Raw genomic sequence first — 15,639 nt, 5'->3', positions numbered from 1 at the left:
CATTGATCTGGCGACGCTGAAGGTCACTTCTTCAGCGAACGCGGCTGGTCTTCCGACTGGTACATCGAGATCTGGTGGCCGTCCGGATCGGCGACTTCCGCCGACCATCCTCCGGGGGCATGGCTGACCGGCGTGACGATGGTCACGCCCTTTTCCGCCAGACCGGCGACGACGTCATCGATGCCGCCTTCGGCGATCTCGAAGACGATGATGGGCGAATTGCCCGGCCGCGATTCCTGCTGGAAGAAGATCAGTTCGATGCCGTTGATGGTCTGCGCCATCAGCCATTCGTGGCCGTCGCCAGCATCGCCCATGTTCTGGACTTCAAGGCCAAGAACATCGCGATAGAAGGCTTCGGTGCGGCTGACGTCGGAAACGAAATAGCAGATGGTGCCAAGCTTTCTGTTGCGAAACACGGGATGTCTACTCCTGAATTGAGGGTCTGCGTTCGCTCTGTTGCCGTGCCGCCTGGATTCGTGAGGGGATGCTCACCAAAAAAAGATGGCCGTCGGGATCATGGCTGGCGAGAAGCACCCCGTCGCGTCGCGCCGGTCCGAGCAAAGCGCGGCGGATGCTGCCGAAATGCAGCGTGCCGCCGAGGCCGGGGATTTCCTCGAGCCGGTTTCCGCCGGCGTCGCGCCAACGTCGCCTGATCTCGGCGATGCGTTGCCGCAGGGCAGGATCCGACAGGCGCAGCAGCCACATGATTTCTTGGCGCGTGTGGCCGGTCAGCGCCAGAAGCGCGGTGGTTCTGAGTGCCGCGGGCAGCGCAGCGACAAAAGCCCTGGGCATATCCTCGCGCACGACGGACGTCGCCGGCTCGGCTTGCCAACGCGTTTCGCGCTGTCTCCGTCTGATGGCGGTGCGGGCTTCGAATGCCGCCCGCTTGCGGATGGCGCCTTGCAGCCATCGGCGGTTGTCGGGACAGGAAAGATCCGAACGGCCGGCCTCGATCGCCGAGAGCAGCACCGCCTGCAGGAGATCTTCCGCCTCGTCGGATCGTCTCGACGCGCGTTGGGCCTGGCGCAGCAGTTCCACATAGGGCCGTGACAACAAGGTTCTCTCCCGAGATCTCGGTCGGCTCAAAGAAACAGGGCGCGGTCCTTTTCGACAAGCCCTGCAATGAAGGACGCGACGACCTGGATGCGCCGCAGCTGGCGCACGCTCTCATGATAGACCAGCCAATAGGCGCGGCGGATGGGTGGAGCTGCTTCCACCGGCACCAGTTCCGGCATCGAGCGGGCGACAAAGGTATGCAGGATGCCGACACCAGCGCCGGAGCGCACGGCCTCGGCCTGACCCATGGCGGAGGATATGGCGAAGGTGGAATGCCAGTCGTGGCTGAATTCGGCGGCATAGTCGAGCGACTGGCTGACGATCAGGTCCGGGACGTAGCCGATCAGAGGGTGATCCTTCAGCTCTTCCCGGCTCCGAGGCAGGCCATTTTTTTCAGCATAGATGCGCGAGGCGTAGAGGCCGAGCGTATAATCGACCAGCTTGCCGGCGACGAGCCGGCCTTCCGTCGGTCGTTCCACCGTGATCGCAATATCGGCCTCGCGGCGGGACAGGGAAAAGGAACGGGGCACCGGCACCAGCTGCACCGTGAGTTCCCGGTGCAGGGCCGTCAGTGCGCCGAGCCGCGGCGCGAGGTAGGCGACGCCGAAGCCATCCGGCGCGCCGATGCGCACTGTGCCGGAAATATCGTCACCTTCGCCGGCCACCGTCGAGCGGGCGGCGATCATCTCGGCCTCCATGCGCTCGGCAATGTCGAGAAACCGTTCGCCCGCGGGCGTCAGTTCGGAACCGGTGGTAAGCCGGCGAAACAGTTTGGTGCGCAAGGCCTCCTCAAGGGTAGCTATGCGCCGGGAGACCGTGGCGTGGTTCAGTTCCAGACGCTTGGCCGCGCCCAGGATCTGGCCGGAGCGGGCAACGGCGAGGAAAATACGCACGTCATCCCAGTTCATGATATCTCCATGGCGGCCGCGACTCCCTGGTGGCGAGGAAAGAAAAGTCGGCGGTATCTTTGCGCCGTTTAATGCTTGTGTCCAGGCCGATATACAATTCCTGCACAACGGCTGCGATTTCCCTCGCGTTGCGTTCGTGTGCTTAAAGGCGGACAATGGCCTCATCAAAATCCAGGGAGAGAACCATGATCGACTACGGTCATTTCATCGGTGGCAAGCGCGTCGCCGGCACCAGCGGGCGCAAACAGGATGTGATGCAGCCGATGGACGGCTCGGTGCGCGGAACCGTGGCGCTGGCCTCGAAATCGGAACTTCGCGCGGCTGTCGAGAATGCGAAGGCGGCGCAGGTGAAATGGGCTGCCGTCAACCCGCAGCGCCGCGTGCGCGTGCTGATGAAGTTCCTGGAACTCGCCAACCGCGAATATGACGCGCTTGCCGACATTCTCGCCCGTGAGCACGGCAAGACCATTGCCGACGCCAAAGGCGATATCCAGCGTGGTCTGGAAGTGGTCGAGGTCTGCATCGGCGCCCCGCACATGATGAAGGGCGAATTCACCGACGGCGCCGGTCCCGGCATCGACGTCTACTCGATGCGCCAGCCGCTCGGCGTGGTCGCCGGCATCACCCCGTTCAACTTCCCGGCCATGATCCCGCTGTGGAAGATCGCGCCGGCGATCGCTTGCGGCAATGCCTTCATTTTGAAGCCATCCGAGCGTGATCCGGGCGTGCCGCTGCGCATCGCGGAACTGTTCATCGAGGCAGGCCTGCCGGAAGGCGTTCTCAATGTCGTCAACGGCGACAAGGAAGTGGTCGACGCGATCCTCGACGACCCGGACATCAAGGCCATCGGCTTCGTCGGCTCGACGCCGATCGCGCAGTACATCTATTCGCGCGGCTGTGCCGCCGGAAAGCGGGTGCAGTGCTTCGGTGGCGCCAAGAACCACATGATCATCATGCCCGACGCCGACATGGACCAGACCGTCGACGCCCTGATCGGCGCAGGCTACGGTTCGGCCGGCGAGCGCTGCATGGCGATCTCGGTTGCGGTTCCTGTCGGCAACGACACGGCCAACCGGCTGATGGAAAAGCTGATCCCGCGCGTCGAGAGCCTGAAGGTCGGCCCGTCGACCGACTCCGCCGCCGATTTCGGTCCGGTCGTGACCAGCCAGGCGCTGGAACGCATCAAGGGTTATGTCGACCTCGGCGTGAAGGAAGGCGCCAAGCTCGTTGTCGATGGCCGTGGCTTCAAGATGCAGGGTTATGAGAACGGCTATTACATGGGCGGCTGCCTGTTCGACGAAGTGACGCCGGATATGACGATCTACAAGGAAGAGATTTTCGGCCCGGTGCTTTCGGTGGTGCGCGCGCCGCGCTACGAGGATGCCATCAAGCTAGCCAACGACCACGAGATGGGCAATGGCGTCGCCATCTTCACCCGTGACGGCGATGCCGCGCGTGATTTCGCCAGCCGCGTGCAGGTCGGCATGGTCGGCGTGAACGTGCCGATCCCGGTTCCGATCGCCTATTACACCTTCGGCGGCTGGAAGGCGTCGTCCTTCGGCGATCTCAACCAGCACGGCCCGGATGCATTCCGCTTCTACACCAAGACCAAGACGGTCACTTCGCGCTGGCCGTCCGGCGTCAAGGACGGTGCGGAATTCGTCATCCCGACGATGAACTAGCCGTTCCTCAAACGTTGTAAGCTGAAACGGGCGCCTCAGGCGCCCGTTTTCATATCTGGCCGGCCCCCTGGCCACCTTCGCGATTGCGAGGTTCAGTCACGACCGCTTGTTTTCGTCCGAACCACCACCATATCGATTCGTAGAGCCCCGCGATAAGTCGGGGCCGGACGGGAAACCAGAAGGAGCGACGCGATGAGGTCGCCGCGCCCAGCCTGGAGCGTACCGGTATATTGAGGCTGCCCATGTGCCTCCCGTTGCCGACACGCGAGGGCAAGGAGGTGCCAAATGGCACACTATTTCACCTACCGCTCGATCAAGCTGAGTGCCATCAGCATGCTGATGGCGCTTATGCCGCTACAGGCTGAGGCGCAGGTCAGTTGCGGTGATCGCGACGTCATCGTCGCCAGGCTTGACCAGCTCTTCCAGGAACACCGGATCGGCTACGGTCTTGTCGGACAGGCGGCGGTTGTCGAGATCTATGTTTCCGCAGCCGGTACATGGACGGTGCTGATGACCGATGTCGGCGGCCAAACCTGCATCATGGGTGCCGGCGACAGCTGGGAGAACACGTTGATGGCCCACGCCAAGGAACGTGACAGCTGAGTGGATTTTTCAGCGCATCGCAGCGGCCTGGGCGTGCAGGCGCAACAGTGCCATCAGCCGATCGGCTTCCGCAGCCGCTGCATCTTCATCGCGCTCCAGAATCGCGCGGATCAGTGTGACGTGGTTCCCGGCTGCTTCGGCGAGCCCTGTGCCGCTTTGGAAGCGAAACCAGAAACGCCGGCTGTGGGTCTGCAGCGGTGCGACGAGCCGGGCGGCGAATTGATTGTCCGCGGCGAGCGCCATTGCCTCATCGAGCGATTTGTCCGCTTCGAGGTATCCGATGATGTCATTGGTTATGACGGCATCGTGGATTGCGAGTGCCGTGGCCTGCAGGCGACCGGCGACTTCATGGGTGGCGAAACGGGCGGCCGAGCGAGCGAGAATGATTTCGATGCCGCGACGCGCGTCGAGCACCCTCAACCAGTCACCAGCGTGGAGGGGAGCGATTTCGAGGCCGGCACGCGGGCGGACCGTGACGAGCCCTTCCCAGGCGAGCCGCTGAACCGCTTCCCGGACAGGAGTGCGACCGAGCGACAATTTTTCGATCAGGGCCCTTTCGGTGGTCACACTGCCGGGAGCGAGTTCGAGCGTGACGATCATTTTTTCGAGCGCGCGATATGCTTTGGCGCTGACCGATTCAGCGCTTTCGCCGCGTTCCGCTTCAAGTTCTGCTGTGTTCAAGGCCGCTTCGTCCGATTGATATATTTTTGATATATCAGCCGGAAAAGCCAATTGACAGAAGGAATTCATAAGAGATATATCAGTGATATATCAGTGATATATCAGGCTAAGAGGCTTGATGTGGATCGCAGCTTTCGCCTGGGGCCCGGCTTCGTGCACCCGGGAATCCGGGCGTCGGCAAGCTGAGCCGCACATACTTTCTGGACGAGCGCTCCAACGATCCGGGGTGCATGCGTGCTCCCTGCGGCGCCGCAATCTCGGCCCGCATGGCGCAGCTCACCGCGAAAGAGGGCGACGATTTCATGCACGAACCAGTCATCGGCTCGCTATTCAGGGCGGGCGGTGGAGAAAGCGGTTTCGGTAGCTGGCAAGCCTGCTATCGTGCCTTCAACAGGGGGCTGGGCACACATGAGGGGACTGGATACGATCTTCATCGACGATCGCGATCCGTTCGCGCACGGTTTCATCGTCAACCAAGGTATCTAAAATGTGTTTGTCGACGAATAAGGGGAAAAAGTGACAGGTCGAAAACGCGCAAGAATCCGTCTTTTCAACCGATCTTGATGACTGAATCTTCGAAAACGGGTGCAAACTAATTCGGAATCGTCAAAGACATTGCTTTGTGCCAATGATACGGTCCGCCATAGTCCACGAACCGGGCAACGATAATAAGGCAGTCGCGAGGCGTGCTGGAGACACGCGCCAGACGATAAAAAAGGCCGTTGCAATCCAGGTTTGAGACCTTACGACTAGGGGAAATACGAGAGAGACGCACCAGGGCAGGTGACGTTTCAGGGGAGCCTCGGGAATATGCAATATTTCGTTCAGCAGCTTGTGAACGGGCTGACGCTCGGGTCCATCTATGGACTGATCGCGATCGGCTACACGATGGTCTACGGCATCATCGGCATGATCAACTTCGCCCATGGCGACATCTTCATGGTCGGAGCGTTCACTGCGTTGATCGTCTTCCTGATCCTGGCCGCGGCCTTCGGCTCCGTGCCGGTCGTCGTCGCCCTCCTGGTGATGATGATCGTGGCGATGCTGCTTACCAGCCTCTACAACTGGACGATCGAAAAAGTCGCCTATCGTCCTCTGCGTGGCTCCTTCCGTCTCGCTCCGCTGATCACCGCCATCGGCATGTCGATCGCCCTGTCCAATTTCGTGCAGGTCACCCAGGGTCCGCGCAACAAGCCGATCCCACCGATGGTCAGCCAGGTCTATAACATTGGCGGCATTTCCGTTTCGCTGAAGCAGATCATCATCGTGGCGGTCACGGCGGTATTGCTCGCGGTGTTCTGGTATCTGGTCAACAGGACGGCGCTTGGCCGCGCCCAGCGCGCCTGCGAGCAGGATCGCAAGATGGCCGCGCTGCTTGGCATCGATGTCGACCGCACCATCTCCATCACCTTCATCATGGGCGCAGCGCTTGCTGCAGTCGCCGGCACGCTGTTCCTGATGTATTACGGCGTCGTTTCTTTCTCGGACGGTTTCGTGCCCGGCGTGAAAGCCTTCACCGCGGCGGTTCTCGGCGGCATCGGCTCGCTGCCGGGTGCGGTATTGGGTGGTCTGCTTATCGGTTTCATCGAGAGCATGTGGTCGGCCTACTTCTCCATCGACTACAAGGACGTTGCCGCCTTCTCGATCCTGGCGATCGTGCTGATCTTCCTGCCTTCCGGCATCCTCGGCCGGCCAGAAGTCGAAAAGGTCTGATCTCATGGCCGTGACCGTTTCCAACAACACGGGCGAGACCGTCGCCAATCCGATGGCTCGCGCCTTCCGCGAGGCGATCTATGCCGGCCTTGTCGCGTTAGGGCTGTTCGTCCTGTTCATCGGTCTGAGGACGGACCAGAACATTCGCAACGAACTGGTGCTGATCCAGCGCTGGGGACTGCTGGCGACTGTGGTGATCATCACTGCCGTCGGACGGTTCCTCTACGTGGCCTTCGTCATACCCGCGATCGAACGCGCCAAGGCGGAAAAAGCCAGCGCGCCTGCCGCGGTGGCCGAACCAGGGTTCATTCGCCGCAATTTCAACTCGCTCGGCATTGCCGTGCTGGTGCTCTATCCAATCGTGGTGGTGTCGCTGGTCGGCTTCCAGAGTTCGCTGAAATGGGTCGATAATTTCGGCATCCAGATCCTGATCTATGTGATGTTGGCCTGGGGCCTGAACATCGTCGTCGGTCTGGCAGGTCTGCTCGACCTCGGCTATGTCGCATTCTACGCGGTAGGCGCCTACGCCTACGCGCTGCTCGGCACGCATTACGGTCTGTCCTTCTGGATCCTGTTGCCTGCCGCCGGCATCATGGCCGCCTTCTGGGGTGTACTGCTCGGCTTCCCGGTGCTGCGCCTGCGCGGTGACTATCTTGCGATCGTCACGCTTGCTTTCGGTGAGATCATCCGCCTGGTGCTGATCAACTGGCGCGAGGTCACCAACGGCGCCGCTGGTATCTCCGGCATTCCCAAGGTTTCGTTCTTCGGCCTGATGTCGTTCAACGTGTCGGATCCGAATTACATCTCCAAGGTGTTGGGCATCGCCCAGTCGGGCGCCTACTACAAGATCTTCCTCTACTATCTGGCGTTGGCTCTGGCGCTGCTGACCGCCTTCGTCACCATCCGGTTGCGCCGCATGCCTGTGGGGCGAGCCTGGGAGGCACTGCGCGAGGACGAGATCGCCTGCCGTTCGCTCGGCATCAACACCACCACCACCAAGCTCACCGCTTTTGCCACTGGCGCGATGTTCGGCGGTTTCGCCGGCTCCTTCTTCGCGGCACGGCAAGGTTTCGTGTCGCCGGAATCCTTCGTCTTCATCGAATCGGCAATCATCCTGGCGATCGTGGTGCTGGGCGGCATGGGCTCGCTCGGCGGTATCGCGGTCGCCGCGGTGGTGATGATCGGCGGCACCGAAATCCTGCGCGAGCTGGACTTCCTGAAGGTCGTATTCGGACCGGACTTCACGCCTGAACTCTACCGCATGCTCCTCTTCGGCATGGCCATGGTCATCGTCATGTTGTGGAAGCCTCGCGGCTTCGTCGGCAGTCGAGAACCGACTGCGTTCCTCAGGGAACGAAAAGCGGTTTCAAGCTCCTTCACCAAGGAAGGACACGGCTGATGGATGCGATTGCTCCCATGAACAAGACGCTTCTTCAGGTCGAGCACCTGTCGATGAAATTCGGCGGCCTTGTCGCCATCGGTGACCTGTCCTTCGAGGTCAGGCGCGGCGAGATCACCGCGCTGATCGGTCCGAACGGCGCCGGCAAGACAACGGTGTTCAACTGTATCACTGGTTTCTACAAGCCGACCGAGGGCATGATCCGCTTCACCGGCCAGGGTGGTTCGGAATTCCTTCTGGAGCGGATGCCAGACTTCCAGATCACCGCGAAGGCAAAGGTCGCCAGAACCTTCCAGAACATCCGCCTGTTCTCGGGCATGACCGTGCTCGAAAACCTGCTCGTCGCCCAGCACAACAAGCTGATGCAGGCTTCGGGCTACACGATTGTCGGCCTGCTGGGTCTCGGCAGTTACCGCCGGGTGTCGGGCGAATCTGTGGAGCTTGCCAAGCACTGGCTGGAAAAGGCCGATCTCATCGACCGCGCCGACGATCCGGCCGGTGATCTGCCCTATGGCGCACAACGCCGGCTGGAAATCGCGCGTGCCATGTGCACCGGCCCTGAACTGCTCTGTCTCGACGAGCCTGCCGCCGGTCTCAATCCGAAGGAATCGCTGGCGCTCAACGATCTGCTGATCGACATCAAGAACAGCACCGGCACCTCGATCCTGCTCATCGAGCACGATATGTCGGTGGTGATGCAGATCTCCGATCATATCGTCGTGCTGGAATATGGCCGCAAGATTTCCGATGGCGATCCGGCTTTTGTGCGCTCCGATCCCAAGGTGATTGCCGCCTATCTCGGCGTCGATGATGAAGAGGTCGAGACCGTGCTCACCGATGTCGGCGACGAAAACATCATCGAGCAGCTCGAAGCTCATCCGGATGTCGCGCATGGACCGAGCACCTCGGCATCGATGCTGGCGGGACCGATAAGCGATACCATCGACCACGTCGAAGGCGAGCGGGTTACCGTCGCCAAGGGCGCGTCGAAGGCTGCCCTGGTGGAGGCGCGGACAAATGCCGCCTCGGCAACCCCTGCCGGATTGGTCGGCGGCAAAGCGTCCAGAGGCAAAGCGGCGAAGGCTGCAAGCGGTGCAAAAGCAGGTGGTTCGGCAGCCAAGGCGGCTGCTACTGCGAAACCGTCCGCTGGCATTTCCAACCGTCTTTCCGCGCCGCGTGGCGGCAAGGCCGATAACCTGACCCGCATCAAGGGCATCGGCTCCGTCAACGAAAAGAAGCTGAACGGCCACGGCATCTATCATTTCGACCAGATCGCCAGCTGGAAGAAGGCCGATGTCGTTGCGGCCGAAGCCTATCTCGCCTTTGATGGGCGCATTGCCCGCGAAGACTGGATCGGCCAGGCGAAGCTGCTTGCCAAGGGCAAGGACACGGAATTCTCGCGTCGGGTCGACGCGGGCGATGTACCAACCAGCCATGCGTCGGCAAAGTCCGCGGCGGCCAAGCGCGGAGGGCGTAAATAATGGCCGGTGCACCGCTGCTCGATATCAAGGGCGTCCATACCTATTACGGCAACATCCGGGCGCTGAACGGCGTCAATGTCAGCGTCAACGAGGGCGAGATCGTCGCCTTGATCGGTGCCAACGGTGCCGGCAAATCGACACTGATGATGACTGTCTTCGGCGCGCCACGGGCGCGTACGGGAACGATCACTTTCGCCGGCACCGACATCACGCAGATGCCGACGCATGAAATCGCCAGGCTGCGCATCGCCCAGTCGCCGGAAGGGCGTCGCATCTTCCCGCGTATGACGGTGATGGAAAACCTGCAGATGGGGGCCAGTCTCGACAACCTCAAATACTACAGCGAGGATGTCGAGAAGGTCTTCACCCTGTTCCCGCGCCTCAAGGAGCGCATCAGCCAGCGTGGCGGCACGCTTTCTGGCGGCGAGCAGCAGATGCTGTCGATCGGGCGTGCGCTGATGGCGCGGCCGAAACTGCTTTTGCTGGACGAGCCGTCGCTTGGTCTTGCGCCGCTGATCGTCAAGCAGATCTTCGACGCCATTCGCGAGCTCAATCGTACGCAGGGACTGACAGTGTTCCTGGTCGAGCAGAACGCCTTCGGCGCGTTGAAGCTCGCCACGCGCGGCTATGTCATGGTGAACGGCAACGTCACCATGAGCGGCACCGGCAAAGACCTGCTCGCCAATCCGGAAGTCCGCGCCGCCTATCTCGAGGGCGGGCATCACTGAACCAGGGGGTCTTCATCATGCAAGGCATCATCTATGAAGAAGCCTCGATCTGGCAGTTCTTCTTCGTCACCTGCCTGTTGGGCGGATGGGCGGCCTGGATGACAGGCAGGGCCTGTGCGCAGACATGGCGCACGCGGCCGATGCTGTTCGTCTACATCCTGGGCTTGGGGCTCGGCGTGCGGTTCATCCATCACGCTCTTTTCGAAGGCACGATGTTCACGCTCCAGTACTACATCGTCGATACGATCGTTCTGATGGTGCTGGCTTTTCTCGGCTACCAGTATACGCGGACGAACCAAATGGTAACGCAGTATAGCTGGCTGTACGAAAAGGTTTCGCCGCTCAGCTGGAAGGCGAAAGCCTGATGTTTTTGACTCACGCCGCTTCGACCAAGAATCGGCGTGACAAGGCCTCAAAATGAGGCAAAGTACGTTTTCTGCGATTGGGGTGGGCATCGCGTGAAGACTCTATCCTCGCCCGCCCGGTAAATGGGAGCGTTTCAATGAAAAAATCACTTTTGTCCGCCGTGGCCCTGACCGCGCTGGTTGCGTTCAGCGGCAACGCGTGGGCTGACCTTCAGGTTGCCGTTGGTGCCCCGATCACTGGCCCCAATGCTGCCTTCGGCGCGCAGTTGCAGAAGGGCGCCGAAATGGCCATTGCCGAGATCAATGCGGCCGGTGGCATCAATGGCGAGCAGGTCAAGCTGTCGGTCGGCGACGACGTGTCCGATCCGAAGCAGGGTATTTCGGTTGCCAACAAATTCGTCGCCGATGGTGTCAAGTTCGTGGTCGGCCACTTCAACTCGGGCGTGTCGATCCCGGCCTCGGAAGTCTATGCCGAGAACGGCATCGTCGAAGTGACGCCTGCGGCCACCAACCCGGTCTTCACCGAACGCGGCCTGTGGAACGTGTTCCGCACCTGCGGCCGTGACGACCAGCAGGGCGGCATTGCCGGTGCCTACATCGCCAAGAACTTCAAGGATGCCAAGATCGCGGTCATCCATGACAAGACCCCTTACGGCCAGGGCCTCGCTGACGAAACCAAGAAGGCGATGAATGCCGCTGGCGTCAAGGAAGTCATGTATGAAGGCGTCAATGTCGGCGACAAGGACTTCTCGGCCCTGATCGCCAAGATGAAGGAAGCTGGCGTCACCCTGATCTATTGGGGCGGCCTGCACACCGAGGCTGGTCTGATCATTCGCCAGTCGACCGACCAGGGCCTCAAAGCGCCATTGATGTCGGGCGACGGCATCGTCTCGAACGAACTTGCTTCGATCGCCGGCGATGCAGTGGCAGGCACGCTGAACACGTTCGGAGCCGATCCGCGTCTCAATCCGGACAACAACGATCTGGTCGCGAAGTTCCGCGCCCAGGGCTTCGAGCCCGAAGCCTACACGCTGTATTCCTACGCAGCGGTGCAGGTGATCGCTCAGGCTGCTGCCGCCGCCAAGTCGAACGATCCCCAGGAAGTCGCCAAGGCGATGCACGAGAAGGGTCCGTTCAAGACCGTTCTCGGCGAACTCGCCTATGACGAAAAGGGCGATCCCAAGCTTCCGGGCTACGTCATGTACATCTGGAAGAAGGGTGATGACGGCAAGTACACCTACGTGCCGAAGGTCGACTGATCTTTTGTTCAGTTCCTGATGGAATGCCCGGCGCAACGCGCCGGGCATTTTCTTTTGCCGGATGCGTTTTATTAAGAAAACGGCTCGGTCGGCGGCCTTTTACGAAGGCAATTGTTTGCGTTTCTTGACCTGCATGACGCAACGGAATTCCCGCGGCTTTTCCGTTTTCCGATGTCTGCGCTGCCTGATCCGCATTCATCTCCAAAGGGTGCTTATTTTAGTTGCACTGCAGCATTTTCCCGCTAATCATGCGCCCGCCTTTCTTTCCCCTCACCGGCTGGAGCAATCACTTGGCAATCACGAAGATCCTTGTCGCCAACCGTTCCGAGATCGCCATCCGCGTCTTCCGCGCGGCCAACGAACTGGGGCTCAAAACGGTGGCGATCTGGGCGGAGGAGGACAAGTACTCGCTGCATCGCTTCAAAGCCGACGAAAGTTATCAGGTCGGCCGCGGCCCCTGGCTTGCCAAGGACATGGGACCGATCGAAGCCTATCTTTCGATCGACGAGGTGATCCGCGTCGCCAAGCTCTCGGGCGCCGATGCCATCCATCCGGGTTACGGCCTTTTGTCGGAAAGCCCGGAATTCGCCGAAGCCTGCGTTGCAAACGGCATCACCTTCATCGGCCCGAAGCCGGAGACCATGCGCCGGCTCGGCAATAAGGTGGCGGCGCGCAACCTCGCCATCGAAGTCGGCGTTCCTGTCGTGCCGGCCACCGATCCGCTGCCGGACGATGCCGGGGACATCAAGAAACTGGCCAAGGCGATCGGCTATCCGGTCATGCTCAAGGCTTCGTGGGGCGGCGGCGGGCGCGGCATGCGCGCGATCCGCAGCGAAGCCGACCTCATCCGCGAGGTCACCGAAGGCAAGCGCGAGGCCAAGGCTGCTTTCGGCAAGGATGAGGTCTATCTCGAAAAGCTGGTCGAGCGGGCCCGCCATGTCGAGGTTCAGATCCTCGGCGACACGCATGGCAACGCCGTGCATCTGTTCGAGCGTGACTGTTCGATCCAGCGCCGCAACCAGAAGGTCGTCGAGCGCGCACCGGCCCCCTATCTCAGCAACGAGCTGCGCCAGGAGCTCTGCGGCTATGCGCTGAAGATCGCCAACGAGACCAGCTATATCGGCGCCGGCACCGTCGAATTCCTGCAGGATGCCGATACCGGCAAATTCTACTTCATCGAGGTCAATCCCCGTATCCAGGTGGAGCACACGGTCACCGAGCAGGTGACCGGCATCGATATCGTCAAGGCGCAGATCCATATCCTCGACGGCTTCGCCATCGGCACGCCGGAATCGGGTGTGCCGGAGCAGAAGGACATCCGGCTGAACGGCCATGCCCTGCAGTGCCGCATCACCACCGAGGATCCGGAGCAGAACTTCATTCCCGACTACGGCCGCATCACCGCCTATCGCGGCGCCACCGGCTTCGGCATCCGCCTCGATGGCGGCACGGCCTATTCGGGCGCGGTCATCACCCGCTACTACGATCCGCTGCTCGAGAAGGTGACGGCCTGGGCGCCGACGCCGGATGAAGCGATCTCACGCATGAACCGTGCATTGCGCGAGTTCCGTATTCGCGGCGTGGCGACCAATCTCACCTTCCTCGAAGCGATCATCAATCACCCGAGCTTCGCCGACAATTCCTACACGACGAAGTTCATCGACTCGACGCCGGAACTGTTCGCGCAGGTCAAGCGCCAGGACCGTGCCACCAAGCTGCTCAACTATCTGGCCGACGTCAGCGTCAACGGTCACCCCGAGACGCGTGGTCGACCAAAGCCCAATCCGGATGCAGCAGCACCGATCATCCCGTGGTTCACCGCGCCGATCCCCGACGGTACCAAGCAACAGCTCGACAAGCTTGGTCCGGAAGGCTTCGCCAAGTGGATGCGCGCGCAAAAGCAGGTGCTGGTCACCGACACGACCATGCGCGACGGTCACCAGTCGCTGCTTGCAACGCGCGTGCGCACGCATGACATCGCTCGTATCGCCGGCACCTATGGACGTGCCTTGCCGCAGCTTCTGTCGCTCGAATGCTGGGGCGGCGCCACCTTCGACGTCGCCATGCGCTTCCTGACCGAAGATCCGTGGGAGAGGCTCTCACTGGTGCGCGAACGGGCGCCGAACATCCTCCTGCAGATGCTGCTGCGCGGCGCCAACGGCGTCGGCTACACCAATTACCCCGACAATGTTGTGCAGCATTTCGTCAAGCAGGCGGCGGAAGGCGGCATCGACCTGTTCCGGGTCTTCGATTGCCTGAACTGGGTCGAGAACATGCGCGTCGCCATGGATGCGGTCGGCGCCGAAGGCAAGCTGATCGAAGCGGCGATGTGCTACACTGGCGACATCCTCGATCCGAACAGGGCCAAATACAGCCTGACCTACTATGTCGGATTGGCCAAGGAACTGGAAGCCGCCGGCGCCCACATCATCGCCGTCAAGGACATGGCCGGCCTGCTCAAGCCGGCAGCCGCACGCGTTCTGTTCAAGGCGCTGCGCGAGGCAACCGACCTGCCGATCCATTTCCATACGCATGACACCTCCGGCCTGTCGGCCGCGACCGTGCTGGCGGCGGTGGAAAGCGGGGTCGATGCCATCGACGCGGCCATGGATGCCTTCTCCGGCAATACCTCGCAACCTTGTCTCGGTTCTGTCGTCGAGGCGTTGAAGGGTACTGATCGCGATCCAGGCCTCGACCCGAAATGGATCCGCAAGATCTCGTTCTACTGGGAAGCGGTGCGCAACCAGTATGCCGCCTTCGAAAGCGATCTCAAGGGGCCGGCATCGGAAGTCTATCTGCACGAAATGCCCGGCGGGCAGTTCACCAACCTCAAGGAGCAGGCCCGCTCGCTCGGACTGGAAACACGCTGGCACGAGGTGGCGCAGGCCTATCACGACGTCAACCTGATGTTCGGCGATATCGTCAAGGTGACGCCATCCTCCAAGGTCGTTGGCGACATGGCGCTGATGATGGTCAGCCAGGACCTGACGGTGGCCGATGTCGAGAACCCGGGTAAGGATATCGCCTTCCCGGATTCCGTCGTTTCCATGCTGCGTGGCGATCTCGGCCAGTCGCCGGGCGGCTGGCCGGAGGCTCTGCAGAAGAAGGCGCTGAAGGGCGACAAGCCGATCACAGTGCGCCCCGGCTCGCTTCTCAAGCCGGCGGACCTGAAGAAGAACCGAAAGGAGATCGAGGAAAAGCTCGGCCGCAAGCTGCCCGAGAACGAATTCGCCTCGTGGCTGATGTATCCGAAGGTGTTCTCCGATTTCGCCGCCGCGCAGGAAACCTATGGTCCGGTCAGCGTTTTGCCCACGCCGACCTACTTCTACGGCATGAAGCCGGAGGACGAGGTTTTCGTCGACATCGAGAAGGGCAAGACACTGGTCATCCGCTGCCTCGCCGTCGGCGATACCGACGAAAAAGGCATGGTCACCGTCTTCTTCGAACTCAACGGGCAACCGCGCCGCGTCAAGGTGCCGGACCGGGCGCATGGCGCTTCGAACGGCAAGGCCAGGCCGAAGGCTGAAGCAGGCAACGACGCGCATCTCGGCGCGCCGATGCCCGGCGTCGTATCGGGCGTGTCGGTTTCCGCCGGACAGAGCGTCAAGGCTGGCGACGTGCTTCTGTCCATCGAGGCGATGAAGATGGAAACGGCACTGCATGCCGAGCGTGACGGCGTCATTGCCGAGGTGCTGGTGAAAGCAGGCGATCAGATCGACGCCAAGGATCTCCTGGTGGTGTTCGGCTGACGCAACATCAAGACA

General features: G+C 61.4%; 13 protein-coding genes and 1 pseudogene. 10 read left to right on the top strand and 4 right to left on the bottom strand.

The window, feature by feature from the left end:
• Positions 1 to 23: 23 nt before the first annotated feature.
• From ACFWXH_RS19325 to ACFWXH_RS19315, 3 genes are read right to left on the bottom strand one after another with little or no spacing between them, the layout of a single operon-like run.
• On the bottom strand, positions 24 to 416 hold the full coding sequence (locus ACFWXH_RS19325) for a VOC family protein (RefSeq protein WP_379122904.1): 393 nt from the start codon (positions 414 to 416) through the stop codon (positions 24 to 26).
• A gap of 7 nt (positions 417 to 423) precedes the next feature.
• Positions 424 to 1,053, bottom strand: a complete 630-nt coding sequence (locus ACFWXH_RS19320) for a transcriptional regulator (RefSeq protein ID WP_379122902.1) — start codon at positions 1,051 to 1,053, stop codon at positions 424 to 426.
• 29 nt (positions 1,054 to 1,082) lie between these two features.
• Entirely contained in the window at positions 1,083 to 1,964 is an 882-nt protein-coding gene (locus tag ACFWXH_RS19315; RefSeq protein ID WP_379122900.1) for a LysR family transcriptional regulator, read from the bottom strand.
• Positions 1,965 to 2,149: 185 nt separating this feature from the next.
• Between ACFWXH_RS19315 and ACFWXH_RS19310 the strand changes: the two genes are divergently transcribed.
• Positions 2,150 to 3,646, top strand: a complete 1,497-nt coding sequence (locus ACFWXH_RS19310) for a CoA-acylating methylmalonate-semialdehyde dehydrogenase (protein ID WP_054309778.1) — start codon at positions 2,150 to 2,152, stop codon at positions 3,644 to 3,646.
• Positions 3,647 to 3,931: 285 nt separating this feature from the next.
• Complete coding sequence (locus tag ACFWXH_RS19305; protein WP_379122898.1) at positions 3,932 to 4,249, top strand: hypothetical protein; 318 nt, start codon at positions 3,932 to 3,934, stop codon at positions 4,247 to 4,249.
• A 9-nt stretch (positions 4,250 to 4,258) separates the two neighbouring features.
• Here ACFWXH_RS19305 and ACFWXH_RS19300 read toward each other — a convergent pair whose 3' ends face one another.
• A complete protein-coding gene (locus ACFWXH_RS19300) occupies positions 4,259 to 4,930 on the bottom strand; it encodes a GntR family transcriptional regulator (protein ID WP_379122896.1) in 672 nt (223 codons plus the stop codon).
• A gap of 233 nt (positions 4,931 to 5,163) precedes the next feature.
• On the opposite strand from ACFWXH_RS19300, the pseudogene ACFWXH_RS19295 reads away from it, so the two are divergent.
• From ACFWXH_RS19295 to pyc, 8 genes and pseudogenes are all read left to right on the top strand, one after another.
• A pseudogene (locus ACFWXH_RS19295) lies at positions 5,164 to 5,416 on the top strand (proline racemase family protein); the annotation flags it as partial.
• Between the two features lie 324 nt (positions 5,417 to 5,740).
• Positions 5,741 to 6,643: a branched-chain amino acid ABC transporter permease gene (locus ACFWXH_RS19290; RefSeq protein WP_054309777.1), complete on the top strand. Its 903-nt coding sequence runs from the start codon at positions 5,741 to 5,743 to the stop codon at positions 6,641 to 6,643.
• Between the two features lie 4 nt (positions 6,644 to 6,647).
• A complete protein-coding gene (gene livM, locus ACFWXH_RS19285) occupies positions 6,648 to 8,042 on the top strand; it encodes a high-affinity branched-chain amino acid ABC transporter permease LivM (RefSeq protein WP_379122894.1) in 1,395 nt (464 codons plus the stop codon).
• Positions 8,042 to 9,523, top strand: coding sequence for an ATP-binding cassette domain-containing protein (locus tag ACFWXH_RS19280; protein ID WP_379122892.1), 1,482 nt, complete (start codon positions 8,042 to 8,044; stop codon positions 9,521 to 9,523). Before livM ends, ACFWXH_RS19280 begins: the two co-directional genes overlap by 1 nt.
• Positions 9,523 to 10,251: an ABC transporter ATP-binding protein gene (locus tag ACFWXH_RS19275; RefSeq protein ID WP_379122890.1), complete on the top strand. Its 729-nt coding sequence runs from the start codon at positions 9,523 to 9,525 to the stop codon at positions 10,249 to 10,251. Before ACFWXH_RS19280 ends, ACFWXH_RS19275 begins: the two co-directional genes overlap by 1 nt.
• 17 nt (positions 10,252 to 10,268) lie before the next feature.
• On the top strand, positions 10,269 to 10,616 hold the full coding sequence (locus tag ACFWXH_RS19270; protein WP_054309773.1) for a DUF6867 family protein: 348 nt from the start codon (positions 10,269 to 10,271) through the stop codon (positions 10,614 to 10,616).
• Positions 10,617 to 10,753: 137 nt separating this feature from the next.
• Positions 10,754 to 11,875 carry a branched-chain amino acid ABC transporter substrate-binding protein gene (locus ACFWXH_RS19265; protein ID WP_054309772.1) on the top strand — a complete coding sequence of 374 codons (1,122 nt, stop codon included), beginning with the start codon at positions 10,754 to 10,756 and terminating at the stop codon, positions 11,873 to 11,875.
• Between the two features lie 290 nt (positions 11,876 to 12,165).
• Positions 12,166 to 15,624: a pyruvate carboxylase gene (pyc, locus tag ACFWXH_RS19260; protein WP_379122887.1), complete on the top strand. Its 3,459-nt coding sequence runs from the start codon at positions 12,166 to 12,168 to the stop codon at positions 15,622 to 15,624.
• The last annotated feature ends 15 nt before the right edge of the window (positions 15,625 to 15,639 follow it).

The sequence above is a fragment of the Mesorhizobium sp. NPDC059054 genome (assembly GCF_042739215.1).
In the GTDB taxonomy this organism is placed as follows: Bacteria; Pseudomonadota; Alphaproteobacteria; order Rhizobiales; family Rhizobiaceae; genus Mesorhizobium.
This window is presented reverse-complemented; position numbering and strand designations above follow the sequence as displayed.

What these genes read in the sequence shown, in the direction of transcription:
- ACFWXH_RS19275 (WP_379122890.1), top strand. Translation starts at nt 9,523, where the DNA reads ATGGCCGGTGCACCGCTGCTCGATATCAAGGGCGTCCATACCTATTAC.
- ACFWXH_RS19315 (WP_379122900.1), bottom strand. Translation starts at nt 1,964, where the DNA reads ATGAACTGGGATGACGTGCGTATTTTCCTCGCCGTTGCCCGCTCCGGC.
- ACFWXH_RS19310 (WP_054309778.1), top strand. Translation starts at nt 2,150, where the DNA reads ATGATCGACTACGGTCATTTCATCGGTGGCAAGCGCGTCGCCGGCACC.
- ACFWXH_RS19280 (WP_379122892.1), top strand. Translation starts at nt 8,042, where the DNA reads ATGGATGCGATTGCTCCCATGAACAAGACGCTTCTTCAGGTCGAGCAC.
- ACFWXH_RS19265 (WP_054309772.1), top strand. Translation starts at nt 10,754, where the DNA reads ATGAAAAAATCACTTTTGTCCGCCGTGGCCCTGACCGCGCTGGTTGCG.
- livM (WP_379122894.1), top strand. Translation starts at nt 6,648, where the DNA reads ATGGCCGTGACCGTTTCCAACAACACGGGCGAGACCGTCGCCAATCCG.
- ACFWXH_RS19270 (WP_054309773.1), top strand. Translation starts at nt 10,269, where the DNA reads ATGCAAGGCATCATCTATGAAGAAGCCTCGATCTGGCAGTTCTTCTTC.
- ACFWXH_RS19305 (WP_379122898.1), top strand. Translation starts at nt 3,932, where the DNA reads ATGGCACACTATTTCACCTACCGCTCGATCAAGCTGAGTGCCATCAGC.
- ACFWXH_RS19290 (WP_054309777.1), top strand. Translation starts at nt 5,741, where the DNA reads ATGCAATATTTCGTTCAGCAGCTTGTGAACGGGCTGACGCTCGGGTCC.